The organism is Pseudomonas cuatrocienegasensis, assembly GCF_900110925.1.
Taxonomy (GTDB): Bacteria; Pseudomonadota; Gammaproteobacteria; order Pseudomonadales; family Pseudomonadaceae; genus Aquipseudomonas; species Aquipseudomonas cuatrocienegasensis.
The window spans coordinates 179390-206210 of sequence record NZ_FOFP01000008.1; the positions used below are offsets into that span (position 1 = coordinate 179390).

General features: G+C 57.7%; 39 protein-coding genes, 3 tRNA genes and 1 rRNA gene. 2 read left to right on the forward strand and 41 right to left on the reverse strand.

The annotated features are described in order from the left end of the window. Positions 1 to 246: 246 nt before the first annotated feature. Positions 247 to 915 (forward strand): OmpW/AlkL family protein, encoded by a 669-nt coding sequence (locus tag BMW49_RS13160; RefSeq protein ID WP_069519887.1) that lies wholly within the window; start codon positions 247 to 249, stop codon positions 913 to 915. Positions 916 to 1035: 120 nt separating this feature from the next. Here the strand turns inward: BMW49_RS13160 and BMW49_RS13165 are convergent, their stop codons facing one another. Genes BMW49_RS13165 through BMW49_RS13180 form a run of 4 tightly spaced genes read right to left on the reverse strand, consistent with a single transcriptional unit; the run spans position 1036 to position 4770 of the window. After that, positions 1036 to 1971, reverse strand: coding sequence for an NAD-dependent epimerase/dehydratase family protein (locus tag BMW49_RS13165; protein WP_069519888.1), 936 nt, complete (start codon positions 1969 to 1971; stop codon positions 1036 to 1038). Beyond that, complete coding sequence (locus BMW49_RS25140; protein ID WP_069519889.1) at positions 1964 to 2848, reverse strand: sugar nucleotide-binding protein; 885 nt, start codon at positions 2846 to 2848, stop codon at positions 1964 to 1966. Before BMW49_RS25140 ends, BMW49_RS13165 begins: the two co-directional genes overlap by 8 nt. A 21-nt stretch (positions 2849 to 2869) precedes the next feature. Continuing rightward, positions 2870 to 3364 carry a single-stranded DNA-binding protein gene (locus tag BMW49_RS13175; RefSeq protein ID WP_069519890.1) on the reverse strand — a complete coding sequence of 165 codons (495 nt, stop codon included), beginning with the start codon at positions 3362 to 3364 and terminating at the stop codon, positions 2870 to 2872. Between the two features lie 17 nt (positions 3365 to 3381). Continuing rightward, entirely contained in the window at positions 3382 to 4770 is a 1389-nt protein-coding gene (locus tag BMW49_RS13180) for an MFS transporter (RefSeq protein WP_069519891.1), read from the reverse strand. Positions 4771 to 4902: 132 nt separating this feature from the next. Here BMW49_RS13180 and uvrA point away from each other — a divergent pair, with 132 nt between their 5' ends. Further along, complete coding sequence (uvrA, locus tag BMW49_RS13185) at positions 4903 to 7737, forward strand: excinuclease ABC subunit UvrA (RefSeq protein ID WP_069519892.1); 2835 nt, start codon at positions 4903 to 4905, stop codon at positions 7735 to 7737. A gap of 194 nt (positions 7738 to 7931) precedes the next feature. Here uvrA and bfr read toward each other — a convergent pair whose 3' ends face one another. The 37 genes from bfr to rrf form a co-directional block, all read right to left on the reverse strand. Next, complete coding sequence (gene bfr, locus BMW49_RS13190) at positions 7932 to 8396, reverse strand: bacterioferritin (protein ID WP_069519893.1); 465 nt, start codon at positions 8394 to 8396, stop codon at positions 7932 to 7934. 157 nt (positions 8397 to 8553) lie between these two features. Further along, on the reverse strand, positions 8554 to 8940 hold the full coding sequence (gene rplQ / locus BMW49_RS13195) for a 50S ribosomal protein L17 (protein WP_069519894.1): 387 nt from the start codon (positions 8938 to 8940) through the stop codon (positions 8554 to 8556). Positions 8941 to 8982: 42 nt separating this feature from the next. Beyond that, the gene (locus BMW49_RS13200) at positions 8983 to 9984 is read right to left on the reverse strand and encodes a DNA-directed RNA polymerase subunit alpha (protein ID WP_069519895.1); all 1002 of its coding nucleotides are present in this window, start codon (positions 9982 to 9984) and stop codon (positions 8983 to 8985) included. A 22-nt stretch (positions 9985 to 10006) separates the two neighbouring features. Further along, complete coding sequence (rpsD, locus tag BMW49_RS13205) at positions 10007 to 10627, reverse strand: 30S ribosomal protein S4 (protein ID WP_069519896.1); 621 nt, start codon at positions 10625 to 10627, stop codon at positions 10007 to 10009. A 17-nt stretch (positions 10628 to 10644) separates the two neighbouring features. Further along, complete coding sequence (rpsK, locus tag BMW49_RS13210; RefSeq protein ID WP_013789773.1) at positions 10645 to 11034, reverse strand: 30S ribosomal protein S11; 390 nt, start codon at positions 11032 to 11034, stop codon at positions 10645 to 10647. Between the two features lie 30 nt (positions 11035 to 11064). Continuing rightward, positions 11065 to 11421, reverse strand: a complete 357-nt coding sequence (rpsM, locus tag BMW49_RS13215; RefSeq protein ID WP_010487012.1) for a 30S ribosomal protein S13 — start codon at positions 11419 to 11421, stop codon at positions 11065 to 11067. Between the two features lie 132 nt (positions 11422 to 11553). Further along, the gene (rpmJ, locus tag BMW49_RS13220) at positions 11554 to 11670 is read right to left on the reverse strand and encodes a 50S ribosomal protein L36 (RefSeq protein WP_002555468.1); all 117 of its coding nucleotides are present in this window, start codon (positions 11668 to 11670) and stop codon (positions 11554 to 11556) included. 26 nt (positions 11671 to 11696) lie between these two features. Beyond that, the gene (gene secY, locus BMW49_RS13225; protein WP_069519897.1) at positions 11697 to 13025 is read right to left on the reverse strand and encodes a preprotein translocase subunit SecY; all 1329 of its coding nucleotides are present in this window, start codon (positions 13023 to 13025) and stop codon (positions 11697 to 11699) included. After that, positions 13026 to 13460, reverse strand: a complete 435-nt coding sequence (gene rplO / locus BMW49_RS13230; protein WP_069519898.1) for a 50S ribosomal protein L15 — start codon at positions 13458 to 13460, stop codon at positions 13026 to 13028. It abuts the gene before it with no gap. A gap of 3 nt (positions 13461 to 13463) precedes the next feature. Further along, positions 13464 to 13643, reverse strand: a complete 180-nt coding sequence (rpmD, locus tag BMW49_RS13235; protein WP_069519899.1) for a 50S ribosomal protein L30 — start codon at positions 13641 to 13643, stop codon at positions 13464 to 13466. A gap of 2 nt (positions 13644 to 13645) precedes the next feature. Then, on the reverse strand, positions 13646 to 14146 hold the full coding sequence (gene rpsE, locus BMW49_RS13240; protein ID WP_069519900.1) for a 30S ribosomal protein S5: 501 nt from the start codon (positions 14144 to 14146) through the stop codon (positions 13646 to 13648). 3 nt (positions 14147 to 14149) lie between these two features. After that, positions 14150 to 14500 (reverse strand): 50S ribosomal protein L18, encoded by a 351-nt coding sequence (rplR, locus tag BMW49_RS13245; protein ID WP_069519901.1) that lies wholly within the window; start codon positions 14498 to 14500, stop codon positions 14150 to 14152. A gap of 10 nt (positions 14501 to 14510) precedes the next feature. Then, positions 14511 to 15044 carry a 50S ribosomal protein L6 gene (gene rplF / locus BMW49_RS13250; protein ID WP_069519902.1) on the reverse strand — a complete coding sequence of 178 codons (534 nt, stop codon included), beginning with the start codon at positions 15042 to 15044 and terminating at the stop codon, positions 14511 to 14513. A 12-nt stretch (positions 15045 to 15056) separates the two neighbouring features. After that, a complete protein-coding gene (rpsH, locus tag BMW49_RS13255) occupies positions 15057 to 15449 on the reverse strand; it encodes a 30S ribosomal protein S8 (protein ID WP_069519903.1) in 393 nt (130 codons plus the stop codon). Positions 15450 to 15631: 182 nt separating this feature from the next. Then, the gene (gene rpsN, locus BMW49_RS13260; RefSeq protein WP_069519904.1) at positions 15632 to 15937 is read right to left on the reverse strand and encodes a 30S ribosomal protein S14; all 306 of its coding nucleotides are present in this window, start codon (positions 15935 to 15937) and stop codon (positions 15632 to 15634) included. A 13-nt stretch (positions 15938 to 15950) separates the two neighbouring features. Then, positions 15951 to 16490, reverse strand: coding sequence for a 50S ribosomal protein L5 (gene rplE / locus BMW49_RS13265; protein ID WP_069519905.1), 540 nt, complete (start codon positions 16488 to 16490; stop codon positions 15951 to 15953). Positions 16491 to 16510: 20 nt separating this feature from the next. Beyond that, a complete protein-coding gene (rplX, locus tag BMW49_RS13270) occupies positions 16511 to 16825 on the reverse strand; it encodes a 50S ribosomal protein L24 (RefSeq protein ID WP_008374158.1) in 315 nt (104 codons plus the stop codon). Positions 16826 to 16836: 11 nt separating this feature from the next. After that, the gene (gene rplN / locus BMW49_RS13275; RefSeq protein ID WP_003281831.1) at positions 16837 to 17205 is read right to left on the reverse strand and encodes a 50S ribosomal protein L14; all 369 of its coding nucleotides are present in this window, start codon (positions 17203 to 17205) and stop codon (positions 16837 to 16839) included. A 23-nt stretch (positions 17206 to 17228) separates the two neighbouring features. Further along, positions 17229 to 17495 (reverse strand): 30S ribosomal protein S17, encoded by a 267-nt coding sequence (gene rpsQ / locus BMW49_RS13280; protein WP_069519906.1) that lies wholly within the window; start codon positions 17493 to 17495, stop codon positions 17229 to 17231. 2 nt (positions 17496 to 17497) lie between these two features. Continuing rightward, positions 17498 to 17689: a 50S ribosomal protein L29 gene (gene rpmC, locus BMW49_RS13285; protein WP_002555481.1), complete on the reverse strand. Its 192-nt coding sequence runs from the start codon at positions 17687 to 17689 to the stop codon at positions 17498 to 17500. After that, complete coding sequence (gene rplP, locus BMW49_RS13290) at positions 17689 to 18102, reverse strand: 50S ribosomal protein L16 (RefSeq protein ID WP_003243901.1); 414 nt, start codon at positions 18100 to 18102, stop codon at positions 17689 to 17691. Before rplP ends, rpmC begins: the two co-directional genes overlap by 1 nt. Before the next feature lie 12 nt (positions 18103 to 18114). Then, positions 18115 to 18801, reverse strand: coding sequence for a 30S ribosomal protein S3 (gene rpsC, locus BMW49_RS13295; protein ID WP_069519907.1), 687 nt, complete (start codon positions 18799 to 18801; stop codon positions 18115 to 18117). 13 nt (positions 18802 to 18814) lie between these two features. Further along, positions 18815 to 19147, reverse strand: coding sequence for a 50S ribosomal protein L22 (rplV, locus tag BMW49_RS13300; protein ID WP_003103908.1), 333 nt, complete (start codon positions 19145 to 19147; stop codon positions 18815 to 18817). A gap of 11 nt (positions 19148 to 19158) precedes the next feature. After that, on the reverse strand, positions 19159 to 19434 hold the full coding sequence (gene rpsS / locus BMW49_RS13305) for a 30S ribosomal protein S19 (RefSeq protein ID WP_002555486.1): 276 nt from the start codon (positions 19432 to 19434) through the stop codon (positions 19159 to 19161). Positions 19435 to 19450: 16 nt separating this feature from the next. Further along, positions 19451 to 20275: a 50S ribosomal protein L2 gene (rplB, locus tag BMW49_RS13310; protein ID WP_069519908.1), complete on the reverse strand. Its 825-nt coding sequence runs from the start codon at positions 20273 to 20275 to the stop codon at positions 19451 to 19453. Positions 20276 to 20289: 14 nt separating this feature from the next. Next, complete coding sequence (gene rplW / locus BMW49_RS13315) at positions 20290 to 20589, reverse strand: 50S ribosomal protein L23 (RefSeq protein ID WP_069519909.1); 300 nt, start codon at positions 20587 to 20589, stop codon at positions 20290 to 20292. Beyond that, entirely contained in the window at positions 20586 to 21188 is a 603-nt protein-coding gene (gene rplD, locus BMW49_RS13320; RefSeq protein ID WP_069519910.1) for a 50S ribosomal protein L4, read from the reverse strand. The genes rplW and rplD overlap by 4 nt, the downstream gene beginning before the upstream one ends. A 12-nt stretch (positions 21189 to 21200) precedes the next feature. Next, positions 21201 to 21836 (reverse strand): 50S ribosomal protein L3, encoded by a 636-nt coding sequence (rplC, locus tag BMW49_RS13325; protein ID WP_069519911.1) that lies wholly within the window; start codon positions 21834 to 21836, stop codon positions 21201 to 21203. An 84-nt stretch (positions 21837 to 21920) separates the two neighbouring features. Next, on the reverse strand, positions 21921 to 22232 hold the full coding sequence (rpsJ, locus tag BMW49_RS13330; protein WP_013789756.1) for a 30S ribosomal protein S10: 312 nt from the start codon (positions 22230 to 22232) through the stop codon (positions 21921 to 21923). Positions 22233 to 22413: 181 nt separating this feature from the next. Continuing rightward, positions 22414 to 23607 (reverse strand): elongation factor Tu, encoded by a 1194-nt coding sequence (gene tuf / locus BMW49_RS13335; protein WP_090390967.1) that lies wholly within the window; start codon positions 23605 to 23607, stop codon positions 22414 to 22416. 85 nt (positions 23608 to 23692) lie between these two features. Further along, a tRNA-Thr gene (locus tag BMW49_RS13340) sits at positions 23693 to 23768 on the reverse strand. A 26-nt stretch (positions 23769 to 23794) separates the two neighbouring features. Then, positions 23795 to 23868 (reverse strand) — tRNA-Gly (locus BMW49_RS13345). Between the two features lie 24 nt (positions 23869 to 23892). Next, positions 23893 to 23977 (reverse strand) — tRNA-Tyr (locus BMW49_RS13350). Positions 23978 to 24118: 141 nt separating this feature from the next. Next, positions 24119 to 24790, reverse strand: coding sequence for an SPOR domain-containing protein (locus BMW49_RS13355; RefSeq protein ID WP_069522634.1), 672 nt, complete (start codon positions 24788 to 24790; stop codon positions 24119 to 24121). A 9-nt stretch (positions 24791 to 24799) separates the two neighbouring features. After that, positions 24800 to 25546: a pantothenate kinase gene (locus BMW49_RS13360; protein ID WP_069522632.1), complete on the reverse strand. Its 747-nt coding sequence runs from the start codon at positions 25544 to 25546 to the stop codon at positions 24800 to 24802. Next, positions 25536 to 26495 carry a bifunctional biotin--[acetyl-CoA-carboxylase] ligase/biotin operon repressor BirA gene (birA, locus tag BMW49_RS13365; RefSeq protein WP_069522630.1) on the reverse strand — a complete coding sequence of 320 codons (960 nt, stop codon included), beginning with the start codon at positions 26493 to 26495 and terminating at the stop codon, positions 25536 to 25538. The genes BMW49_RS13360 and birA overlap by 11 nt, the downstream gene beginning before the upstream one ends. Positions 26496 to 26678: 183 nt before the next feature. Continuing rightward, a 5S ribosomal RNA gene (rrf, locus tag BMW49_RS13370) occupies positions 26679 to 26794 on the reverse strand. Positions 26795 to 26821 lie beyond the last annotated feature (27 nt).

A 26821-nucleotide genomic window follows, 5' to 3' on the forward strand; every position in this document is an offset into this window, starting at 1 on the left:
GCCAGTAAGCAGAAAGCGACGCCATCAGCAGCACAGTTCAGCATGCAGCTGTGCCAGACAGACAAGCCCGGAAGCGGGCAAGCAATTAAAGAGAAACATTATCATCTGCAATCGTATCAATGGCAACGCTCAATAGCGTCTGCGCAACGAATCGCCGGACCATTGAGCTGGGTCAACAGATGCCTGCTGCAAGCGCCCTACCCTTGTCACATCTGCTCTTACTGATGACATGCCAAGGAGTTCACCATGTTCAAGCCTCTGTTCACCGCCTCGCTGGTCGCCCTGTCTCTCGCAGCGCCCCTGGCCTATGCCCACCAGGCGGGCGACATCATCGTGCGTGCCGGTGTCGCCACCGTGGACCCGCAGGAAGACAGCTCGGCGCTCACCCTCAACGGCGGCCGCCTCGGCGGCAAGGCTGGAGTGGACAGCGATACTCAGCTGGGCCTTGCAGGTGCCTATATGCTGACCGATCACATCGGCATCGAGCTGCTGGCGGCCACCCCGTTCAGCCACTCGGTGACCGTTAAGGGCCTCGGCGGCCTTGACGGCAAATTGGCCGACATCAAACACCTGCCCCCAACCCTGTCGCTGCAGTACTACCCGATGGCCCCGACCTCGGCATTCCAGCCCTATGTCGGCGCCGGCCTCAACTACACCCTGTTCTTCGATGAGGACCTGACCAGCGAACGTAAAGCTGCAGGCTTTAGCAACCTCGAACTGGACAACTCGATCGGCCTGGCCCTGCAAGTCGGTATGGATTACAGCCTGACCGAGCACCTGCTGTTCAACGCCTCGGTCTGGTATGTCGACATCGACACCACCGCCACTACAGACCTGGCGGGCGCAGGCAAGGTCAAGGTCGACGTGGACATCGACCCCTTCGTTTACATGGTTGGCCTGGGTTACAAGTTCTAAGAAAACCCAGGATGGAGAAAAGCCGGCATTGCCGGCTTTTTTCATGGTGCTGTAGGAGCGAATTTATTCGCGATCATGCCACTAACTTCGCGAATAAAGGCTAGGGCCTGTTGCCTTTTTTCACCGCCCTAACAACTGACGCAAACCATCGGCCAGTGGTGTCGGGGTGGGCAGCTCAAAGCGGTCGCTCAAGCGCTGGTTATCCGCACGCGAGTGGCGAATATCACCGGCGCGCGGCGCCTGATAGGTCACTTCCGGCAAGCCACCAAGCAACACGCCGATTTCACTCAGCAGCTGATTCAGGCTTACCGCCTGACTCCAGCCGACATTGACCGCGCCAGGCTCGATGACCGGAGCGCTCAGCGCCTGCACCAGCACATCGACCAGATCGCCGATATAGAAAAAGTCGCGGGTCTGCTCGCCGTCGCCGAAGACCCTAATAGGCATACCCTGCTGGGCACGCTGGGTGAAGATGCTGATCACCCCGGAATAAGGCGAGGAAGGGTCCTGGCGCGGCCCAAAAATATTGAAGAAGCGAAAGATCACCGGCTCCAGGCCGTGCTGGCGCTGATAAAACTCCAGGTAATGCTCGCTGGCCAGCTTGTCTGCTGCGTAAGGCGTCAGAGGCGCCTTGCTGGTTTGTTCGTCGATGGCACAGCCTTCACCGTTATTGCCGTACACCGCCGCGCTGGAGGCGAACAGCACACGCCGCACACCATGCAAACGCATGGCCTCACAGACATTCAAGGTGCCGACGAAGTTGCTCTGGTGGGTGCCCACAGGATCATCAACCGACGCCTGCACCGAAGCCACCGCAGCCAGGTGCACCACTGCCGCACAACCTTCAGTGGCTGCAGAAACAGCGGCGGCATCGGCTACATCGGCAACGATCAGTTGCAAGCCAGGGTGATCAAGGGGCAGGTTGTCCCGCGAGCCCATCGATAGGTTGTCCAGCACCCGTACCCGGCGACCAACTGCCAGCAGGGCATCGACCAGGTGCGAGCCAATAAAGCCCGCGCCGCCGGTAATCAGAATGGGCGCAACAGCATCAGACATGGCGGTAATACCGATCCAGAAGAGCCGGCAACCCGGCACGCCAGGCGCGCGGTTTGATGCCGAAGGTGTGGAGGATTTTCTTGCAGGCAAGCACCGCGTGCTGGGGTTCCTCAGCCGCATCCGGGCGCGCCGCATGGGCCTGGGGCAAAACGTCCTCCACCAGGTTGCCGCGCAGTTGCCGCGCCTCGCCGAGAATCGCCTGCCCTAGCGCCAGCGAGGTGGTCGCCTCATGGCCGCCGTAGTGATAAGTGCCCCACAACGGGGTCTCGCAGTCGAGTTGCTTGAGAATCGCCAGGATCACCCGCGCCGCGTCGTCGACCGGCGTGGGGTTACCGCGCCGGTCGTCGGCCAGGTACAGCGCCTGCTCGCGCTCGGCACGCGCCAGAAAACGGCTGAGCAGCCCCTGAGGACTGTCATCCAGCAGCCAGCCGAAGCGCACCAGCACATGCTTGGGACAGGTTGCCCGCACACGCTGCTCGATACGCCAGAGCGCCTGACCACGCAGACCAATGGGCACCGCCTCTTCTTTCTCGCTGTACGCCGTGGCGCGCGAACCATCAAAAACCCGGTAGCTCGATGGCTGCAGCAAGCGAATCTCGTGATGCTGACAAAGCTCGGCGAGACGCTCGACGGCCAGGGCCTGGGCATCGAAACGCGCAGCGCCCACCGCTTCGGCCTGAAACCAGTCGAAGTAGTAGGCGAGGTTGATCAAAGCATCGGGGCGGGTGTCATCGAGCAGCTGGGTCAGGCTGGCTGCGTCCCAGCCCGACTCGGGCGGCCGCGGCGCGAGAAAGCCGATGTCTTCCTCGGCACCGAGGCGAATCAACGCCTGTCCCAGTGAGTTGCCGCCGCCGAGCAGCATCAGGCGCATACGCATAGAAAACGCTTACTCGGTCGATCAGAACGGAATATCGTCGTCGAAGCTGTCGAAATCCTGAGCAGGCTTGGCCTGTGACTGCGGCTGCGGAGCGACCTGACGCGGAGCCTGTTGCGGCTCACGCTGTGGGGCCGGGCGCGACTGACGCGACTCACCACCACCAGCGCCCTCAGGACGGCCGCCCAGCAGCTGCATGGTGCCCTGCATGTCGACAATGATTTCCGTGGTGTAGCGCTTGATCCCGTCTTTTTCCCACTCGCGGGTTTGCAGCTTGCCCTCGATGTAGACCTGCGAGCCTTTGCGCAGGTATTCGCCGGCGATTTCAGCGACCTTGCCAAACAGCGAGACGCGGTGCCATTCGGTTTTCTCGACTTTCTGGCCGGTCTGCTTGTCGGTCCACTGCTCACTGGTGGCCAGGCTCAGGTTGGTGACAGCGTTACCGCTGGGCAGGTAGCGAGTTTCCGGATCCTGTCCGCAGGTACCCACCAGAATGACTTTGTTAACCCCACGGGCCATAACGTTCTCCTAGACTTTCAGCACGTCGCCGGCGCCATATCGATCAGGCGCTGCAGGGACGTGCGATCCAATTGTTGAGTGTCCACTTTGATGTAGATAGCAGCTTCATCAGCCACCACCACGGCATCCGCCACCCCGGGCACGGCGCGCAGGCGCTCGGCCAACCCGACTTCCTGCAGGGACGCCGCGGACAGCGGCAGACGCAGACTGGTGACATAAGGCGGTTCGCGCATAGTAACAGCAAAGCCGAGCCAGAGAAGCGCCAGGGCAGCGCAGCCGAGAAACACCCCGCCCAACCCGGCGTGCTGAAATAGCCAGCCGCCCAGTATGCCGCCCAGGGCCGCCCCGAGAAACTGGCTGGTCGAATACACCCCCATCGCAGTGCCCTTGCCGCCGGCCGGGGCCACCTTGCTGACCAGCGAAGGTAGCGAAGCCTCGAGCAGGTTGAAGGCGGTGAAGAACACCACCGTACCAACGACTAACGCTCGCAAGCTGTGACCAAAGGCCCAGAAGAACAGTTCGCAGCCGAGCAGCACCACAACCGCACCGAGCAGCACCTGCTTCATGCGGCGCTTCTTCTCGCCATAGATGATAAACGGCACCATACCGAAGAAGCCGACCAGCAGCGCGGTGAGGTACACCCACCAGTGCTCTTCGCGGGGCAAACCGCCCTGCTCGACCAATGCCAGCGGCAGGGCGATAAAGCTCGCCATCAGGATCGCGTGCAACGCCAGAATGGCAAAATCCAGACGTAGCAAATCCTTATTGTGCAGCGTGGGCCACAGCGCTTGCTTGGCGACGCCCGACTCACGGTGCTGCAACGGCCCGGCGGCGCGCGGCACCACGCCCGCAACGATAAGAATACCCACCAGAGCCATGGCTGCTGTCGCCCAGAACAACCCGGACAAGCCAAATGCGCGGGTCAACAAGGGGCCGACGACCATGGCCACGGCAAACGACAGGCCGATACTCATGCCAATCATCGCCATGGCCTTGGTGCGGTGTTGCTCGCGGGTCAGGTCCGAGAGCAAGGCCATCACTGCGGCGGAAATCGCCCCGGCGCCCTGCAGCACTCGGCCACCGATTACACCCCAGACCGAATCGGCATTGGCCGCCAGCACGCTGCCGGCAGCGAAGATCAGCAAGCCGGCATAGATTACCGGACGCCGGCCGATGCGATCACTGAGCATGCCGAAGGGAATCTGCAACACCGCCTGGGTCAACCCGTAGGCACCAATGGCCAGGCCAAGCAAGGCGGGCGTGGCGCCGGCCAGATCCTGACCGTAGGTCGCCAGCACGGGTAACACCATGAACATGCCTAGCATGCGAAAGGCAAAAACCAGCGCCAGGCCACCCGCGGCCCGGGTTTCGCCCGCGCTCATACGCTCACTGTGCGAATCGTGCATGTGAAAAGCTCTCGTGAACAAGCCGGCGATTCTAGCAGTCGAACCCCCTACGGCGCAGCAGTGTCGCTTTGCCGCATGGGCGCTGCGAGCCGTATACTTGACTGCTTACCCTGCCCGCTGCGTGAGGCCGTTTTGGACAAGATTCTGATCCGTGGGGCCCGTACCCACAACCTGAAGAACATCGACCTGACCCTGCCACGCGACAAGCTGATCGTGATCACCGGCCTGTCCGGTTCCGGCAAATCATCCCTGGCTTTCGACACCCTGTACGCCGAAGGTCAACGCCGCTACGTCGAATCCCTGTCGGCCTATGCCCGGCAGTTTCTGTCGATGATGGAAAAACCCGATGTCGACACCATCGAAGGCCTGTCGCCGGCGATTTCCATTGAGCAAAAATCCACCTCGCACAACCCGCGCTCCACCGTCGGCACCATCACCGAAATCTACGACTACCTGCGCCTGCTGTATGCCCGCGCCGGCATTCCGCGCTGCCCGGACCACGACCTGCCGTTGGAAGCGCAAACCGTCAGCCAGATGGTCGACCAGGTACTGGCCCTGCCCGAGGGCAGCAAACTAATGCTGCTGGCGCCGATCATTCGTGAACGCAAGGGCGAGCACCTGGCCGTGTTCGACGAACTGCGCGCCCAGGGTTTCGTGCGTGTACGGGTCAACGGCAAGATTTACGAGCTGGACGAACTGCCCAAGCTCGACAAGCAGAAGAAGCACAGCATCGACGCCGTGGTCGACCGCTTCAAGGCACGCAGCGATCTGCAGCAACGCCTGGCCGAGTCTTTCGAGACTGCACTCAAGCTGGCCGACGGCCTGGCCCTGATCGCACCCATGGAGGGCGAAGACGGTGAGGAAGTCATCTTCTCCGCACGCTTCGCCTGCCCGGTCTGCGGCCACTCGATCAGCGAGTTGGAACCCAAGCTGTTTTCCTTCAACAACCCCGCTGGCGCATGCCCCACCTGCGATGGCTTGGGTGTCAAACAGTTCTTCGACACCAAGCGCCTGGTCAATGGCGAGCTGACCCTGGCAGAGGGCGCGATCCGCGGCTGGGACAGGCGCAACGTCTATTACTTCCAGATGCTCGGCTCCCTCGCCGCGCATTACGGCTTCAGCCTGGAAGTGCCGTTCGACGAGCTCAGCGCCGAACACCAGAAATGCATCCTGTTCGGCAGCGGCACGCAGAACGTCGACTTCAAATACCTCAACGACCGTGGCGATATCGTCAAACGCTCGCACCCGTTCGAGGGCATCGTACCGAACCTGGAGCGTCGTTACCGGGAAACCGAATCCACCAGCGTGCGCGAGGAACTGGCCAAATTCCTCAGCACACAGGCCTGCCAGGATTGCCGCGGCACCCGACTGCGCCGTGAAGCGCGCCACGTCTGGGTCGGTGAAAAGACCCTGCCGGCAGTTACCGCCATGCCCATCGGCGATGCCACCGATTACTTTGCCAGCCTGGCCCTGACCGGGCGGCGCGGTGAAATTGCCGAAAAAATCCTCAAGGAAATCCGCGAGCGCCTGCAGTTTCTGGTCAACGTCGGCCTCGACTACCTGACCCTGGACCGCAGCGCCGACACCCTGTCGGGCGGCGAGGCGCAACGCATTCGCCTGGCCAGCCAGATTGGCGCCGGCCTGGTCGGGGTGATGTACATCCTCGATGAGCCGAGCATCGGCCTTCATCAACGCGATAACGAGCGCCTGCTTGGCACCCTGCGCCACCTGCGCGACATCGGTAACACGGTGATCGTGGTCGAGCACGACGAAGACGCCATCCGTATGGCCGACTACGTGGTGGATATCGGCCCCGGCGCCGGCGTACATGGCGGACAGATCGTCGCCCAGGGCACCGCCGCTGAAGTCATGGCGCACCCGGACTCGCTGACCGGCAAATACCTGTCTGGGCGCGTGAAGATCGCCGTACCGGCCAAGCGCCATCCGCGCGACAAGAAACTCGCGCTGAAGATCAAGGGCGCCCGCGGCAATAACCTGCGCAATGTCGACCTGGAGATCCCGATCGGCCTGCTGACCTGCGTTACCGGCGTATCCGGCTCTGGCAAGTCGACGCTGATCAACAACACCCTGTTCCCCCTCAGCGCCACTGCGCTGAACGGCGCCACCACCCTGGAAGCCGCCGCCCACGACAGCATCGACGGCCTGCAGCACCTGGACAAGGTGGTGGATATCGACCAGAGCCCGATCGGCCGTACGCCGCGCTCCAACCCGGCGACCTACACCGGGATCTTCACCCCGATCCGCGAACTGTTCGCCGGCGTGCCGGAATCCCGTTCACGCGGCTACGGCCCCGGCCGCTTCAGCTTCAACGTCAAGGGCGGACGCTGCGAGGCCTGCCAGGGCGATGGCTTGATCAAGGTGGAGATGCACTTCCTGCCGGACATCTACGTGCCGTGCGATGTATGCAAGAGCAAGCGCTACAACCGCGAAACCCTGGAAGTGAAGTACAAGGGCAAGAGTATCCATGAGGTGCTGGAAATGACCATCGAGGAGGCCCGCGAATTCTTCGATGCGGTCCCTGCGCTGGCGCGCAAGCTACAAACCCTGATGGATGTCGGCCTGTCGTACATCAAGCTTGGACAGAGCGCGACCACGCTGTCCGGCGGCGAGGCGCAGCGGGTCAAGCTGTCACGCGAGCTGAGCAAGCGTGACACTGGCAAGACCCTGTATATCCTCGATGAGCCGACCACCGGCCTGCACTTCGCGGATATCCAACAATTGCTCGATGTGCTGCATCGCTTGCGCGACCATGGCAATACCGTGGTGGTCATCGAGCACAACCTCGATGTCATCAAGACCGCTGACTGGCTGGTGGACCTTGGGCCAGAGGGCGGCTCCAAAGGCGGCCAGATCATCGCCTGCGGTACACCTGAGGAAGTCGCCGAAATGCCGCAATCGCATACTGGCTACTTCCTCAAGCCGCTGCTGGAGCGCGACCGCGCTTAGCTGCAGAGCTAGCTGTTGCATCCATGTAGGATGCGAATTTATTCGCGACACCATCGCGAATAAATTCGCTCCTACACAAGCCTAATTGGCGTTGCAACGGCCATCAACAAACAGGCCAGAACGGATCATCTCCGCTCTGGCCTGGCTTGTAGCTTGTAGCTTGTAGCTTGTAGCTTGTAGCTTGTAGCTAAAGCCTACATCTGCGACTGCAGATAATTCTCCAGGCCCAGCCTGTCGATCAGCCCCAGCTGAATTTCCAGCCAGTAAGCGTGATCCTCTTCGGTGTCCTTGAGCTGAATCAGCAGGATGTCGCGCGTCTGATAATCCTGATGCTGCTCACACAATGCGATGCCTTTGCTCAGCGCAGCGCGCACGTGGTATTCCAGGGCCAGATCGAGCTTGAGCATCTCCGGCACTGTCTGCCCAAAACTGAAGCTGTCTGGAACCATGTCCGGCGTGCCTTCGAGAAACAGAATGCGCTTGAGGATGGCGTCAGCGTGCTGAGTCTCCTCTTCCATTTCATGGTTGATGCGCTCGTAAAGCTTGCTGAGACCCCAGTCTTCATACAGGCGCGAATGCACGAAATACTGATCACGAGCGGCCAGCTCGCCTTTGAGCAGCACCTTCAGGTAATCGATAACTTCTACATGGCCTTTCATAGGAACTTCCTCAAACAAGCGACAAACAAAATTGATGCTGGCTGTACCCAGCCTCTGGGTCAAGCGCAATGTGCGCGCGCATTGCGCAACGCGAACGATGTGCACTACAGACATAAAAAAACCGGGCCAAGGCCCGGTTTCTTATACAACCTACGACTTACTCAGCGTCTACAGCCGCGCCAGCGACCGGACGGTCAACCAGCTCAACATAAGCCATTGGAGCATTGTCGCCAGTACGGAAACCGCACTTGAGGATACGCAGATAACCGCCCTGACGGGTGGCGTAACGCTTGCCCAGGTCGTTGAACAGCTTGCCGACGATGGCTTTCGAGCGCGTACGATCGAAGGCCAGACGACGATTGGCAACGCTGTCTTCTTTAGCCAGAGTAATCAGCGGCTCGGCAACGCGACGCAGCTCTTTGGCTTTCGGCAGAGTAGTTTTGATCAGCTCATGCTCGAACAGCGATACCGCCATGTTCTGAAACATGGCCTTGCGGTGTGCGCTGGTGCGGCTGAGGTGACGGCCACTTTTACGATGACGCATGGTTCAATTCCTTACCAAACTCACGTTCGGTGATGATGACGATCAGGCAGTCGCCTTATCGTCTTTCTTCAGACTTGCCGGCGGCCAGTTGTCGAGGCGCATACCGAGGGACAGACCGCGAGAAGCCAGAACATCCTTGATTTCGGTCAGGGATTTCTTGCCCAGGTTCGGCGTTTTGAGCAGCTCTACTTCGGTGCGCTGAATCAGATCGCCGATATAGTAGATGTTCTCTGCCTTGAGGCAGTTAGCCGAACGTACAGTCAGTTCCAGGTCATCAACCGGGCGGAGAAGGATCGGATCGATCTCGTCTTCCTGCTCGATAACCACAGGCTCACTGTCACCTTTGAGGTCGACGAACGCAGCCAACTGCTGTTGCAGAATGGTTGCAGCGCGGCGAATAGCCTCTTCAGGATCCAGAGTACCGTTGGTCTCCAGGTCGATAACCAGTTTGTCCAAGTTGGTACGCTGCTCAACGCGAGCGTTTTCCACCACGTAGGACACACGACGCACCGGGCTGAAGGAAGCATCCAGCTGCAAGCGACCAATGCTGCGGCTTTCGTCTTCATCGCTCTGACGCGCATCCGCTGGCTCATAGCCGCGACCACGAGCTACTGTGAGCTTCATGTTCAGCGCGCCATTGGAAGCCAGGTTGGCGATTACGTGGTCGCCATTGACGATTTCAACATCGTGATCCAGCTGAATATCGGCAGCGGTAACTACGCCCGAGCCCTTCTTCGCCAGAGTCAGTGTCACTTCGTCACGACCGTGCAGTTTGATGGCCAAGCCTTTCAGGTTGAGCAGGATTTCAATGACATCTTCCTGAACACCTTCAATGGCGCTGTACTCATGGAGTACACCGTCAATCTCGGCCTCGACTACTGCACAGCCAGGCATGGAGGACAACAGGATGCGACGCAGCGCGTTGCCCAGGGTATGGCCAAAGCCACGCTCGAGAGGCTCGAGAGTGATCTTGGCGCGGGTCGAACTGACCACCTGCACATCAATATGGCGGGGGGTCAGGAACTCATTTACCGAAATCTGCATGGATACACCTATTTTCTAGCCCTTACTTGGAGTAGAGCTCGACAATCAGGCTTTCGTTGATGTCAGCGGAGAGATCACCACGAGCCGGGACGTTTTTGAACACGCCAGACTTTTTCTCGGTGTCTACATCTACCCATTCAACGCGGCCACGCTGGGCACACAGCTCAAGAGCTTGAACAATGCGCAGCTGATTCTTCGACTTCTCGCGAACAGCCACCACGTCACCGGCTTTCACCTGATAAGACGGGATGTTTACAGTCTGGCCGTTTACGCTGATCGACTTGTGCGAGACCAGCTGACGGGATTCGGCGCGAGTTGCACCAAAGCCCATACGGTAAACGACGTTATCCAGACGGCACTCCAGCAGTTGCAGGAGGTTTTCGCCGGTGGCGCCCTTCTGGCTAGCTGCTTGCTTGTAGTAACCGCTGAACTGACGCTCGAGTACGCCGTAGATACGACGAACTTTTTGCTTCTCACGCAGCTGGGTGCCGTAGTCGGACTGACGGCCACGGCGCTGACCGTGAATACCTGGGGCTGCTTCGATGTTGCACTTCGATTCCAGGGCGCGTACACCGCTTTTCAGGAAAAGATCTGTGCCTTCACGACGAGACAGTTTGCATTTGGGACCAATGTAACGAGCCATTTCTCACTGTCTCCTGATTACACGCGACGCTTCTTCGAAGGACGGCACCCGTTATGCGGGATGGGCGTCACATCGGTGATGCTGGCGATCTTATAGCCGCAGCCGTTCAAAGCACGGACAGCGGACTCACGACCCGGACCGGGACCCTTGACGTTCACGTCGAGGTTCTTCAGGCCATATTCCAGCGCAGCTTGACCAGCACGCTCAGCAGCCACCTGGGCAGCGAACGGGGTGCTCTTGCGCGAACCACGGAAGCCAGAGCCGCCGGAGGTGGCCCAGGACAGAGCGTTGCCCTGACGGTCAGTGATGGTCACGATAGTGTTATTGAAAGAAGCGTGGATGTGGGCGATGCCATCAACCACCGTCTTTTTGACTTTCTTACGAGTACGAGCAGCAGGTTTTGCCATGACTAAATTCCTGTCGATGCGCGAATGCGATTACTTGCGGATCGGCTTACGCGGGCCCTTGCGGGTGCGTGCGTTGGTCTTGGTACGCTGACCGCGAACCGGCAGACCACGACGATGACGCAGACCGCGGTAGCAGCCCAGGTCCATCAAGCGCTTGATTTTCATATTCACTTCACGACGCAGGTCGCCTTCGGTATTCACCTTGGCTACTTCGCCACGCAGCTGCTCGATCTGCTCGTCAGAGAGATCTTTGATCTTTGCCGCCGGATTAACCCCGGTGGCTGCACAGATTTTCTGTGCAGTGGTGCGACCGACACCGAAGATGTAGGTCAGCGAGATAACAGTGTGTTTGTTATCCGGAATGTTAACGCCTGCAATACGGGCCATTCAGTGTAACTCCAATTGACAGCTACCTACGCCCCGGAAGCCAAGAAATAGGGCGCGAGATATTATCGCTGTAGAAACAAATAATCAACCCGACAGCGCACTAGCTGCCGGGTTTGTAACGATCAATCACACTCAGCCTTGGCGCTGTTTGTGACGCGGTTCCGCGCTGCAAATCACGCGAACAACACCTTCGCGACGGATAATCTTGCAGTTGCGGCACAGCTTTTTCACCGATGCACGAACTTTCATCACCAACTCCTCGAACCTTATGGACTTCAGCGCAGCATGCCGCTGCCGTAGCCCTTCAGGTTGGCTTTCTTCATCAGGGATTCGTACTGGTGCGAAACGAGGTGCGATTGTACTTGCGACATAAAGTCCATCACAACCACTACCACGATCAGCAACGAGGTCCCGCCAAGGTAGAACGGTACGTTGGCCGCCACCACCAGGAACTGGGGCAACAAGCATACGGCCGTCATGTACAGAGCACCGAACATGGTCAAGCGAGTCAACACGCCATCGATATAGCGCGCCGATTGCTCACCGGGACGGATACCCGGAATAAAGGCACCGGACTTCTTCAGGTTTTCCGCTACGTCTTTCGGGTTGAACATCAGCGCTGTATAGAAGAAGCAGAAGAAAATGATCCCTGCACTAAACAGCAAAATGTTCAACGGCTGACCAGGAGCGATAGCCTGCGAAATATCCTGCAGCCAGCCCATACCTTCGGACTGACCAAACCAGGCACCCAGCGAAGCCGGGAATAACAGAAGGCTGCTGGCGAAAATAGCCGGGATAACCCCCGCCATATTCACCTTCAGCGGCAAGTGGCTGGTCTGCGCAGCGAAGACCTTGCGGCCCTGCTGACGCTTGGCGTAGTGCACCGCAATGCGACGCTGGCCACGCTCAATGAACACCACGAAACCGATGATCGCTACTGCCAGCAAACCGATGGCGATCAAGGCGAAGATGTTGATATCGCCCTGCCGAGCAGACTCGAAAGAATGCCCAATCGCCGACGGCAGACCGGCTACGATGCCCGCAAAAATCAGCATCGAAATACCGTTGCCAACACCACGCTCGGTGATCTGCTCGCCTAACCACATCATGAACATCGCACCGGCCACAAACGTGGTCACTGCAACGAAGTGGAAGCCGAAATCAACCGAAAACGCTACGCCCTGACTGGCCAGACCAACGGACATACCGATGGCCTGGACAAACGCCAGGACGAGAGTGCCGTAGCGGGTGTACTGGCTGATCTTGCGACGACCAGCCTCACCTTCCTTCTTCAACTGCTCCAGCTGCGGGCTGACAGCGGTCATGAGCTGCATGATGATCGATGCCGAAATATACGGCATGATCCCCAGTGCAAAGATGCTCATGCGCTCCAGCGCACCACCAGAAAACATGTTGAACAAGCTAAGAATGGTCCCCTCATTCTGTCGGAACAGGTCCGCCAGACGGTCCGGGTTGATGCCTGGAACTGGGATGTGCGCGCCGATTCGATAGACGATGATCGCCATGAACAGAAAGCGCAGACGAGCCCAGAGCTCGGATAACCCGCCGTTGCTGAGCGCTGAGAGAGCACCTTGCTTAGCCATTTATTCCTCGAACTTACCGCCAGCTGCTTCGATAGCCGCACGCGCACCTTTGGTGACGGCGATACCTTTAAGGGTGACCGCTTGAGTAACCTCACCGGACAGCATGACTTTCACACGCTGTACGTTTTGGTTAATCAGGTTGGCATCCTTCAGCGACTGCAGAGTAACAATGCCGCCTTCGACCTTGTTCAGCTCGGAGGTACGCACTTCTGCGCGATCCATAGCTTTCAAAGAGACGAAGCCGAACTTGGGCAGACGACGGTGCAGAGGCTGCTGGCCGCCTTCAAAACCCGGAGCAATGGTGCCACCGGAGCGGGAGGTCTGACCTTTGTGGCCGCGGCCACCAGTCTTACCCAAACCGCTACCGATACCACGGCCCGGACGGTGCTTCTCGCGACGGGAACCCGGCGCAGGACTCAAATCGTTCAGGTACATGAATTAACCCTCGACTCGCAGCATGTAGTAAGCCTTGTTGATCATCCCGCGATTCTCGGGAGTATCCAGGACTTCTACGGTGTGACCGATACGACGCAGACCCAAACCCTTAACGCAGAGCTTATGGTTGGGGATGCGGCCGGTCATGCTTTTGATCAGCGTAACTTTTACGGTACTGGCCATGATTAGCGAATCTCCTCGACGCTCTTGCCGCGCTTGGCAGCGATCGAATCAGGCGATTGCATAGCTTTCAGACCCTTGAAGGTGGCATGAACCACGTTCACCGGGTTAGTCGAGCCGTAGCACTTGGCCAGAACGTTCTGCACGCCTGCAACTTCCAGGACAGCGCGCATGGCGCCACCGGCGATGATGCCGGTACCTTCGGAGGCCGGCTGCATGTAAACCTTGGAGGCGCCATGGGCGGCCTTCATGGCGTACTGCAGCGTGGTGCCCTTCAGGTCAACCTGAATCATGTTGCGACGAGCAGCTTCCATAGCCTTCTGGATAGCAGCAGGCACTTCACGGGATTTGCCGCGGCCGAAACCGACGCGACCCTTACCATCACCTACCACGGTCAACGCGGTGAAAGTGAAGATACGGCCACCCTTTACGGTCTTGGCTACGCGGTTAACCTGTACCAGCTTCTCGATATAGCCTTCGTCGCGCTTTTGGTCGTTATTTGCCATAACTTAGAACTCCAGCCCGCCTTCACGAGCAGCATCAGCCAGCGCCTTGACGCGGCCGTGGTACTTGAAGCCAGAACGGTCGAATGCAACCTGAGTCACACCAGCGGCTTTCGCACGCTCGGCAACCAGTTGACCAACTTTCTTGGCCGCGTCGACGTTGCCAGTGGCGCCGTCACGCAGTGCTTTGTCCAAGGTAGAGGCACTGGCCAGAACCTTGCTGCCGTCGGCCGAAATGACCTGGGCGTAGATGTGCTGCGACGAGCGATGGACGCACAGACGCACGGCTTCGAGCTCGTGCATTTTCAGGCGTGCCTTGCGAGCGCGACGCAGGCGAGTAACTTTCTTGTCGGTCATTTGCTATGCCCTACTTCTTCTTGGCTTCTTTACGGCGGACGACTTCGTCAGCGTAACGAACACCTTTGCCCTTGTAAGGTTCAGGACGACGGAAGTCACGAATCTCCGCAGCGACCTGACCAACCAGTTGTTTGTCGACACCCTTGATCAGGATCTCGGTCTGGTTCGGGGTTTCAGCAACCACACCTTCCGGCAACTCATAGTCGATCGGATGGGAGAAGCCGAGAGCGAGGTTCAGCACCTGACCTTTGGCTTGCGCCTTGTAACCTACGCCGACCAGCTGCAGCTTGCGCTCGAAGCCAGTGCTGACGCCGATCACCATGTTGTTGACCAGAGCACGGGTAGTGCCGGCCATGGCGCGAGTCTGCTGATCGCCATTGCGAGCAGCGAAACGCAGCTCACCAGCTTCCTGCAGGACTTCAACGGACGAGTGAACATTCAGTTCGAGAGCGCCCTTGGCACCCTTTACCGAGAGCTGCTGACCGGTGAGTTTGACCTCAACACCAGCTGGCAGCACAACGGGGTTCTTAGCAACGCGAGACATGCTTATCCCCCCTTAGAACACTGTGCAAAGCACTTCGCCGCCGACACCGGCAGCGCGCGCAGCGCGGTCCGTCATCACACCTTTGTTGGTGGAGACGATGGATACCCCGAGACCGCCACGAACTTTCGGCAGATCATCGACGGATTTGTATTGGCGAAGGCCTGGACGGCTCACGCGCTTCACTTCTTCGATGACTGGACGGCCTTCGAAGTATTTCAGCTCGATGGACAGCTGCGGCTTAACTTCGCCGCTGATCTGATAACCCGCAATATAACCTTCGTCTTTCAAAACTTTGGCTACAGCCACCTTCAACGTGGAAGACGGCATGCTTACGACGGACTTTTCAGCCATCTGGGCATTACGGATACGAGTTAGCATGTCCGCTAACGGGTCCTGCATACTCATGGGCTAGACGCTCCTGATACAAAAAGAATTAGCCTTGCGGCTACAGTCGCTGAGAATTCTGGAAAAAACCAAACCCAGGCTCAGGCGAGCCGAGCATTCTAGAGACTGATCAAAAATGAATCAAGCCCCAAAGGGGCCTGATTCACAGATAAGACAAAGCCGGCACTAGGCCGGCTTTGTTTTTACCAGCTGGCTTTCACCAGACCTGGTACATCGCCACGCATGGCTGCTTCACGCAGCTTGATGCGCGACAGACCGAACTTACGGTATACACCGTGCGGACGGCCAGTGATGCGGCAGCGGTTACGCAGGCGCGCAGCACTTGCGTCACGTGGCTGCTTCTGCAGTGCCACCTGGGCTTCCCAACGCGCTTCCGGACTGGTGTTCGGATTGGCGATGGTAGCTTTCAGCTCAGCACGCTTCTTGGCGTACTTGGCTACCGTTTGCTGACGCTTCAGCTCGCGGTTTTTCATGCTGGTTTTGGCCATGATCCAACTCCAATCAGTTGCGGAACGGGAATTTGAAAGCACGCAGCAGAGCGCGGCCTTCGTCATCCGTACGGGCGGTGGTGGTCAGGGTAATATCCAGACCGCGCAGCGCATCGATTTTGTCGTAATCGATTTCCGGGAAGATGATCTGCTCTTTCACGCCCATGCTGTAGTTACCACGACCATCGAAGGACTTGGCATTCAGGCCGCGGAAGTCGCGGACCCGAGGCAGGGAGATCGACAGCAGACGGTCCAGGAACTCATACATGCGTTCGCGACGCAGTGTGACCTTGACGCCAATCGGCCAGCCCTCACGAACCTTGAAGCCTGCAATCGACTTACGGGCATGAGTCACAACGACTTTCTGACCGCAGATCTTTTCCAGGTCGGCAACAGCGTGCTCGATGATTTTCTTGTCACCGATTGCTTCGCCCAGGCCCATGTTCAGGGTGATCTTGGTGATGCGCGGAACTTCCATCACGTTAGCCAGCTTAAGTTCTTCCTTAAGCTTGGGAGCGATTTCTTTCCGGTAAATCTCTTTTAGTCGTGCCATGGTCTTCTACCTAGCAGTGTTCAAGCATCAACCGCTTTTTGGGTCGACTTGAAGACACGAATTTTCTTACCTTCTTCTACTTTGAAACCAACGCGATCAGCCTTGTTGGTTTCGCCATTGAAGATGGCCACGTTAGAAGCGTGCAGTGGCGCTTCTTTCTCGACGATACCGCCCTGAACGCCCGACATCGGGTTCGGCTTGGTATGGCGCTTCACCAGGTTGATCCCACCAACGACCAGACGGTCGTCAGCGAGAACCTTGAGCACCTTGCCACGCTTACCTTTGTCTTTACCGGCGATCACGATGATCTCGTCGTCACGACGAATCTTTTGCATGTCGGATCTCCTTAGAGCACTTCAGGGGCGAGCGAGACGATCTTCATGAACTTCTCAGTACGAAGCTCACGAGTCACTGGCCCAAAAATACGAGTGCCGATTGGCTCTTGCTTGTTGTTCAGCAGAACAGCAGCGTTGCCATCAAAGCGAATGATCGAGCCATCAGGGCGACGAACGCCGTGACGCGTGCGGACTACAACAGCAGTCATCACTTGGCCTTTCTTCACTTTACCGCGTGGAATTGCTTCCTTGACGGTGACTTTGATGATGTCGCCGATGCCAGCATAACGGCGGTGCGAACCGCCCAGCACCTTGATACACATAACGCGACGAGCACCGCTGTTGTCAGCGACGTCGAGCATGGATTGAGTCTGAATCATATAATTTCTCCGACCCTAAGCCCTTAGACGTCCACTGCGCGTTCGATGATCTCAACCAGCGCCCAAGATTTGGTCTTGGCGACGGGACGAGTTTCGCGAATGGAAACTTTGTCGCCGATCTTGCTCTGATTGGTTTCGTCGTGCGCGTGCAGCTTGGTCGAACGCTTGACATATTTGCCGTAGATCGGGTGCTTGACGCGACGCTCGATCAGTACGGTGATGGTCTTGTCCATCTTGTCGCTGACGACACGGCCGGTCAGCGTACGGACTGTTTTTTCGGCTTCAGCCATGATCACTTACCTGCCTGCTGGTTGAGCACAGTTTTCACACGAGCGATGTCGCGCTTAACTTGCGAGAGCAGGTGAGACTGCCCCAACTGGCCAGTTGCTTTCTGCATACGCAGATTGAACTGGTCGCGCAGCAGGCCGAGCAGTTGCTCGTTCAGCTGCTGTGCTGATTTTTCACGAAGTTCATTCGCCTTCATCACATCACCGTCCGCTTAACAAAAGTGGTGGCGAGCGGCAGCTTTGCAGCAGCCAGGGCAAAAGCCTCACGCGCCAACTCTTCGGAAACGCCTTCGATCTCGTACAGGACTTTGCCTGGCTGGATCTGGGCTACCCAATATTCAACGCCACCCTTACCTTTACCCATCCGCACTTCGAGAGGCTTCTTGGTAACCGGCTTGTCCGGGAAAACGCGAATCCAGATTTTCCCGCCACGTTTAACGTGACGAGTCAGAGCACGACGAGCGGACTCGATCTGGCGGGCGGTGAGACGACCGCGGGCGACAGACTTCAGCGCGAATTCGCCGAAGCTGACCTTGCTACCGCGCTGAGCCAAGCCACGGTTGTGGCCGGTCATCTGCTTGCGGAACTTCGTACGCTTTGGTTGCAACATTTGGCGTACCCCTTACTTAGCAGCTTTTTTACGAGGCGCAGGTGCTTGCGGTTTCAGTTCTTCTTTGAGGCCACCGATGACCTCACCTTTGAAGATCCAAACCTTGACACCGATCACACCATAAGTGGTGTGCGCTTCGTACGTGGCATAGTCGATATCGGCACGCAGGGTGTGCAACGGCACACGACCTTCGCGATACCATTCGGTACGTGCAATTTCAGCACCGCCGAGACGACCGCTCACTTGGATTTTGATGCCCTTGGCACCAATACGCATGGCGTTCTGTACAGCGCGCTTCATAGCGCGACGGAACATCACACGACGCTCCAGCTGCTGAGCTACGCTCTGCGCAACCAGCATACCGTCGAGTTCCGGCTTGCGGATCTCTTCGATATTGATGTGCACAGGCACACCCATTTGCTTGGTCAGGTCCTGACGCAGTTTCTCAACATCTTCACCTTTCTTACCGATAACGATACCGGGACGAGCGGTGTGGATGGTGATGCGTGCGGTTTGAGCCGGGCGAGCAATGTCGATACGGCTTACGGACGCGCTTTTTAATTTGTCTTGGAGATACTCGCGCACCTTCAGATCAGCGAACAAATAGTCCGCATAAGTCCGACCGCTGGCGTACCAGACGGAGGTGTGCTCCTTGACGATTCCCAGGCGAATGCCAATGGGATGTACTTTCTGACCCATCTGATCGACTCCGTTACTTGTCCGCAACCTTGACAGTGATATGGCAAGACCGCTTGACGATGCGATCAGCGCGGCCTTTGGCACGCGGCATGATTCGCTTCAGCGAACGCCCTTCGTTGACGAATACGGTGCTGACCTTCAGGTCATCAACGTCTGCGCCTTCGTTGTGCTCGGCGTTGGCCACAGCCGACTCCAGCACTTTTTTCATGATTTCGGCGGCTTTCTTACTGCTGAAAGCCAGCAGGTTGAGCGCTTCGCCCACCTTCTTCCCGCGAATCTGGTCGGCGACCAAGCGGGCTTTCTGGGCGGAGATGCGAGCGCCCGACAACTTAGCGGCTACTTCCATTTCCTTACCCCTTAACGCTTGGCTTTCTTGTCAGCCACGTGCCCGCGATAGGTACGTGTGCCGGCAAATTCGCCCAGTTTGTGGCCGACCATGTCTTCGTTCACGAGGACCGGGACATGTTGGCGACCGTTGTGTACAGCGATGGTCAGACCGACCATCTGTGGCAGGATCATGGAACGGCGCGACCAGGTTTTCACCGGTTTGCGATCGTTCTTTTCCGCCGCCACTTCGATCTTCTTCAGTAGGTGAAGATCAATAAAAGGACCTTTTTTCAGAGAACGTGGCACTGTCGTATCCCTCTATTTACTTGCGACGACGGACGATCATGTTATCGGTGCGTTTGTTACCACGAGTCTTCGCGCCCTTAGTCGGGAAGCCCCATGGAGACACCGGATGACGACCACCAGAGGTACGACCTTCACCACCACCGTGTGGGTGGTCGACCGGGTTCATGGCAACACCACGAACGGTCGGGCGAACGCCACGCCAGCGTTTGGCACCGGCTTTACCCAGCGAACGCAGGCTGTGCTCGGAGTTCGAGACTTCACCCAGGGTCGCACGGCACTCGGCCAGCACTTTACGCATCTCACCGCTGCGCAGACGCAGGGTGACGTAGACGCCTTCACGCGCGATCAGCTGAGCCGAAGCACCAGCGGAACGAGCAATCTGAGCACCCTTGCCCGGCTTCAGCTCGATACCGTGAACGGTCGAACCTACCGGAATGTTGCGCAGCTGCAGGCTGTTGCCCGGCTTGATCGGCGCCATGATACCGGCTACCAGCTGATCGCCAGCACTCACGCCTTTAGGGGCGATGATGTAGCGACGCTCGCCGTCTGCGTACATCAGCAGAGCGATGTGCGCGGTACGGTTCGGATCGTATTCAATACGCTCGACAGTGGCTGGAATGCCATCTTTGTCGTTGCGACGGAAATCGACCAGACGATAGTGCTGCTTGTGACCACCACCGATGTGACGGGTAGTGATACGGCCATTGTTGTTACGGCCGCCAGTCTTCGACTTCTTCTCGAGCAGTGGAGCGTAAGGAGCGCCTTTATGCAGCTCCTGATTGACCACCTTGACCACAAAACGGCGGCCCGCGGAAGTCGGTTTGCATTTAACGATTGCCATGATGCACCCCTTCCTTACTCAGCACTGCTGGCGAAATCGAGATCTTGACCCGGCTGAAGGGAGATGATCGCCTTCTTCCAGTCGTTACGCTTGCCCAGACCGCGAGCGGTGCGCTTGCTCTTACCGAGAACATTCACGGTATTAACAGCAGCAACATTCACGTTGAACAGGCTTTCGACGGCCTTCTTGATTTCCAGCTTGGTTGCGTCAGTTGCAACCTTGAAAACGAACTGACCTTGTTTGTCAGCAAGAACCGTGGCCTTCTCGGAGACGTGCGGGCCAAGCAGCACTTTAAATACGCGTTCCTGGTTCATCCCAGCAGCTCCTCGAATTTCTTCACGGCAGAAACGGTGACCAGCACCTTTTCGTACGCGATCAGACTGACCGGATCGGAACCTTGAACGTCACGAACATCGACGTGCGGCAGGTTGCGAGCAGCCAGGTACAGATTTTCATCAATCGCATCGGACACGATCAGAACGTCGGTCAGGCCCATGCCATTGAGTTTGTTGAGCAGGTCTTTGGTCTTCGGCGCGTCAACGCTGAAGTCTTCAACCACGACCAAACGATCAGTACGTACCAGCTCAGCAAGGATGGAGCGCAGGGCTGCGCGATACATCTTCTTGTTCAGCTTCTGGTCGTGATTCTGCGGACGGGCCGCAAAGGTCACACCACCGCCGCGCCAGATCGGGCCGCGAGTGGTACCAGCACGAGCGCGGCCAGTACCCTTCTGACGCCATGGGCGCTTACCGCCACCGGATACGTCGGAACGAGTCTTCTGCTGCTTGCTGCCTTGACGGCCGCCGGCCATGTAGGCCACAACTGCTTGGTGAACCAGGGTCTCGTTATAATCGCCACCGAAAGTCGCTTCCGAGACTTCGATTGCTTGAGCGCCATTTACATTTAATTGCATGTCAGCTTCCCCTTAACCGCGAGCCTTGGCTGCCGGACGCACAACCAGGTTGCCGCCAGTAGCGCCAGGAACGGCACCCTTGACCAACAGCAGGTTGCGTTCAGCATCGACGCGCACTACTTCCAGGGACTGCACAGTCACGCGCTCAGCACCCATGTGACCGGACATTTTTTTGCCCTTGAAGACGCGACCCGGCGTTTGGCACTGGCCAATCGAACCCGGAACGCGGTGGGACACGGAGTTACCGTGCGTGTTGTCTTGGCCGCGGAAGTTCCAACGCTTGATGGTACCGGCAAAGCCTTTACCTTTGGACTGACCGGTGACATCCACCAGTTGACCAGCTTGGAAAATTTCAGCGTTGATCAGATCGCCAGCCTGGTAATCGCCGTCTTCGAGACGGAATTCCATAACAGTACGACCTGCCGCGACGTTCGCCTTGGCGAAGTGACCGGCCTGAGCCTTGCTGACACGAGAAACGCGACGCTCGCCAACAGTGACTTGCACTGCGCGATAGCCATCGGACTCTTCAGTTTTGAACTGGGTGACGCGATTCGGCTCGATCTCAATGACCGTAACCGGAATGGAGACACCTTCTTCGGTGAAAATGCGGGTCATGCCGCACTTACGACCGACTACACCAATAGTCATGTTGTAACCTCATGAGTGTACGGGGCTTTCACCCGCTATGGCCGCCCATTTCAGAGCGTTACACGACTAAAACCTAAAACGGTCTTAGCCGAGGCTGATCTGCACTTCCACGCCAGCCGCAAGATCAAGCTTCATCAGCGCATCAACGGTTTTATCCGTCGGCTGGACGATGTCCAGAACACGCTTATGAGTGCGGATTTCATACTGATCGCGCGCGTCCTTGTTGACGTGCGGAGAGGTCAGTACGGTAAACCGCTCTTTGCGGGTAGGCAGAGGAATCGGACCACGCACCTGAGCACCAGTACGTTTCGCGGTTTCCACGATTTCCTGGGTTGATTGATCGATCAGGCGATGGTCAAAAGCCTTCAACCGAATACGGATTTGTTGGTTTTGCATTTTGACCTCAGATTCCAAGCTGCTATTCCCAACGAGCGCAATACGCCCGTTAAAAGGAGGCGTGATTCTATAGACGCCCCTAGCAGGTGTCAACCCACCCTGGGAATAGCCCGAGTGGGCAGCAAAAAATGACGGGTATAAAAAAGCCCCCGCAAGCGGGGGCTTTTTCTAGATCAATCGATTACTCGATGATCTTGGCAACCACGCCGGCGCCAACGGTACGGCCACCTTCGCGAATCGCGAATCGCAGACCGTCTTCCATGGCGATCGACTTGATCAGGGTGACAACCATTTTGATGTTGTCGCCCGGCATTACCATTTCAACGCCTTCCGGCAGTTCGCAGTTACCGGTTACGTCGGTAGTGCGGAAGTAGAACTGCGGACGGTAGCCTTTGAAGAACGGGGTATGACGACCACCTTCTTCTTTGGACAGGACGTACACTTCTGCTTCGAACTTGGTGTGCGGCTTAACCGAACCCGGCTTGGCCAGAACCTGGCCACGCTCTACGTCGTCACGCTTGGTGCCGCGCAGCAGAATACCGCAGTTCTCACCAGCACGGCCTTCGTCCAGCAGCTTGCGGAACATTTCAACGCCGGTGCAGATGGTCTTGACGGTGTCACGCAGACCAACGATCTCGACTTCTTCCTGGATCTTGACGATACCGCGCTCGATACGGCCAGTTACCACGGTGCCACGACCGGAGATCGAGAACACGTCTTCTACCGGCATCAGGAACGGCTTGTCGATAGCGCGCATCGGCTCAGGAATGTAGCTGTCCAGAGTCTCTACCAGCTTCTTGACAGCGGTAGTGCCCATCTCGTTGTCGTCTTGGCCGTTCAGGGCCATCAGAGCAGAACCGATGATGATCGGAGTGTCGTCGCCCGGGAAGTCGTAAGTCGACAGCAGGTCGCGAACTTCCATCTCAACCAGTTCCAGCAGCTCAGCGTCGTCAACCATGTCAGCCTTGTTCAGGAAGACAACGATGTACGGTACACCTACCTGACGGGACAGCAGGATGTGCTCACGGGTTTGCGGCATCGGACCATCAGCGGCCGAGCAAACCAGGATAGCGCCGTCCATCTGCGCAGCACCGGTGATCATGTTCTTCACATAGTCAGCGTGGCCCGGGCAGTCAACGTGTGCGTAGTGACGAACAGCAGAGTCGTACTCTACGTGCGCGGTGTTGATGGTGATACCACGTGCCTTTTCTTCCGGCGCGCTGTCGATCTTGTCGAAGTCGACCTTGGCCGAACCGAATACTTCGGAGCAGACGCGAGTCAGAGCAGCGGTCAGGGTGGTTTTACCGTGGTCAACGTGACCGATGGTGCCTACGTTGACGTGCGGTTTGTTACGTTCAAATTTTTCTTTAGCCATTTTGACCGTCCCCCAAGCGAAGAATTGAGCAAGCCGTATCACCATTAAAACAAAGGCAGATACTTGCATATCTGCCTTGTTTAAATGGAGCTCATGAGCGGACTCGAACCGCTGACCTCACCCTTACCAAGGGTGTGCTCTACCAACTGAGCTACATGAGCGAAAAACATTGCGCGAACAACAAAACTGGAGCGGGTAGCGGGAATCGAACCCGCATCATCAGCTTGGAAGGCTGAGGTTCTACCACTGAACTATACCCGCGGAGCTTGCAGCTCACGCTAAATCTGGTGGAGGGAGAAGGATTCGAACCTTCGAAGTCGATGACGTCAGATTTACAGTCTGATCCCTTTGGCCACTCGGGAATCCCTCCAAACGGGGCGGCATTCTCATTCTATGCCGACCTACTGTCAAGCAATTTCTCATTAAAAAACCTGAGGTTAGCTACATTGACAGCAACTTCGCAGAACACTTGTTAGCGCCACCCTGCGAAGCGGGCGCCATTCTATGCATTCTATTGAGGGGTTGCAACCCCCTCACAAGGCATTAATTGGTGCTGTAACCCTTTGAAGTCAAAAGCCAAACGCTCCAACAGCGGCTCATCGGCCAGGCGACGGCTTTCCGGGGCAATGCGGACCCAGTAATTACGGTGTGCGCGCGTCAGCTCGCGGATCTGCGGCTCGTACCCTGCGCTGCGCAAACGCTGCATGACGCTCTGAGCAGAGTCATTGCGCGGAAATATTCCGAGCGAAATACCGTTGGCCAAATCGCCCTGGGTAATGATGTAACTGTCGATCTTGCGGGCTTGCAGTTCACGCAGTTGGCGCAAAGATGCCTGGCGCGACCCCAGCGGGGCCAAATAGACCCAGTAATCCATGCCTGCCGCCGCATCGATCGACTGCACGCGAGAGCGTATATCCAAGCTGAGCAAGCGCTGCTCGACAAGCCGGGCCTGCTGCTCTTGCTCGAAGCTGCCCAGGAACAAACAGACCGCTTCGGCCACAGGTGCAACTGACTGCGCGCGACGAGCAGGCACATCGGACTCGCTAAGGAGGCGGATATCGCGCTTCTCCTCTTTAGCTAACACCAGCGGGGCGATCTCCTTGGCACGTAAAGGTGCCTGCTGCTGATGCCAGACGTAATAAAAACCATTGAGCACAAGCAACAGCAGAAACATCCAACGCATCATTCGATCTCAACTCAGGGGACAGGCAATCGCCAGCCCTATAAAAACCAGATCCGGCACGACCCGCGCCTCAGGCACCAACGCCTCGACCAGAGAAGCATCCCCCCCGGTCAAGAACACCACAAAATCTTTGCCCCAATACTCATGAGCCAGATCGAGCTGAGTTTTCACAAAGCCCTGCAACATCAAGGAGCACCCTCGCTCAACGGCCTCAGCAGTCGAGCGCCCAGGGGCCAGATGACGCAAAGCATGCTCGGCAACCTGGTGGTCGTAGCGTATCCGCCGCGTATGGGTCCGCAACTGACTCAACATCAAAGGCACACCTGGACAGATAAAGCCGCCGAGATGCTGCCCCAGCCCATCGACAAAGTCAGAGGTTACAGCAGTCCCCAAATCCAGTACGAGGCAAGCGCCACCTACCTGCGTATAAGCACCGACAACAGCAAGCCAGCGATCAAGGCCAAGACGCTCATGCTGCTCATAACCGTTTCGCACCCCGCCTAACTCAATAGCAGGTTGAGCACAGGTGCAGCGCACTGAAAATGTCGACTCAATGACTCGCACCAACGACTGGGTTTCCTCATCGGTACGCACGCTTACCAAACGACAGCTCGTGAGCTGAGGCGCAATTTGCTGCACCGACTCAAGCAACCCCTCGGCCGAATTGACCACCCCGCCCTCGGCAACCAGACCCTGAGCGGCGCTGACCAGGCGCCACTTGATAAAGCTATTCCCGCAGTCGAGCTCAAGAATCATGATGCAACCTCAAGCTGAGCTCTCCACCACTGAAGACTCGTTCGCCGCCATCAACCATAAGACGCAGCGCCCCTGAGCTATCAACGCCAATAACCATACCTACAATCGGCTGGGCACCGGAACTGAGAGCGACCTGCCGCCCTTGCCACAAATGATGCTGCTCCCATTCAGAAGTGAATGCAGAAAATCCCTGAGATTGATGCCGCTGCAGATAATCCTGCAGATGCCGACTGAATTTGATGGCAAGTTCATTGCGGTCCACAGGCTCGCCAAGCGCATCGCGCATTGATATCCAGGGCTGATCAATCTCCCGCGCAATCGTCATTGGCATGTTCACATTGACGCCCACGCCGATCACCACCTGACAAACATCCTCAGGGTCGCCGGACAACTCCAAGAGAATGCCGGCGATCTTTCGACCGTCTACCAGCACATCATTTGGCCACTTCAAGCCTGCAGTACCGACCCCCATGTCATGCAGCGTGCGGACAAGCGCCAGACCGACGACAAGGCTGAGCCCCTCAAGCTGACGCATGCCGCCGCTTACTTGCCAAAGCAAGCTGTAATACAGGTTCTCGGCGAAGGGGCTTACCCAGGGACGTCCGCGCCGCCCACGTCCAGCAGTCTGTCGCTCAGCGAGCACGGCAAAAGGCGGCGCGCACCCATCACCAAACAACCGAACGGCCTGGACATTGGTTGAGTCTACCGACCCCATAACGCGTAGTGGCCACGGCAGCTCAGCAGCAGCGAGCTGATCAGAGCGCAACAAAGAGAGCGGGCGCGCAAGGCGGTAACCCTTGCCCGGCACACGATGAACCTCAATGCCCAGATCGCCCTGAAACACCTGCAACTGCTTCCAGACCGCTGAACGACTAACCCCCAGGATACGCCCAAGGTCCTCGCCCGAATGAAAGCGCCCGTCCTGCAGAAGCTCGAGTAATGACTGCATGTTGATCCCTACACCGACAAGGCGGGCATGATAACGATGCAAACAGGAAGTTGCCTACCTGATCACATTCACGAGCCTGAGATAACCCTCACGGCCAGTGCCACAGCAAAGAAGTCGAGCATTTTCCTGCGCCCAAAGAAGAAACCCCAGACCTTTTTCAAGATCTGGGGTTTCGGTATAGGCGCTTGACGATGACCTACTCTCACATGGGGAAACCCCACACTACCATCGGCGATGCATCGTTTCACTACTGAGTTCGGGATGGGATCAGGTGGTTCCAATGCTCTATGGTCGTCAAGCAATTCAGCTGAGGTACCGTGCTGCTG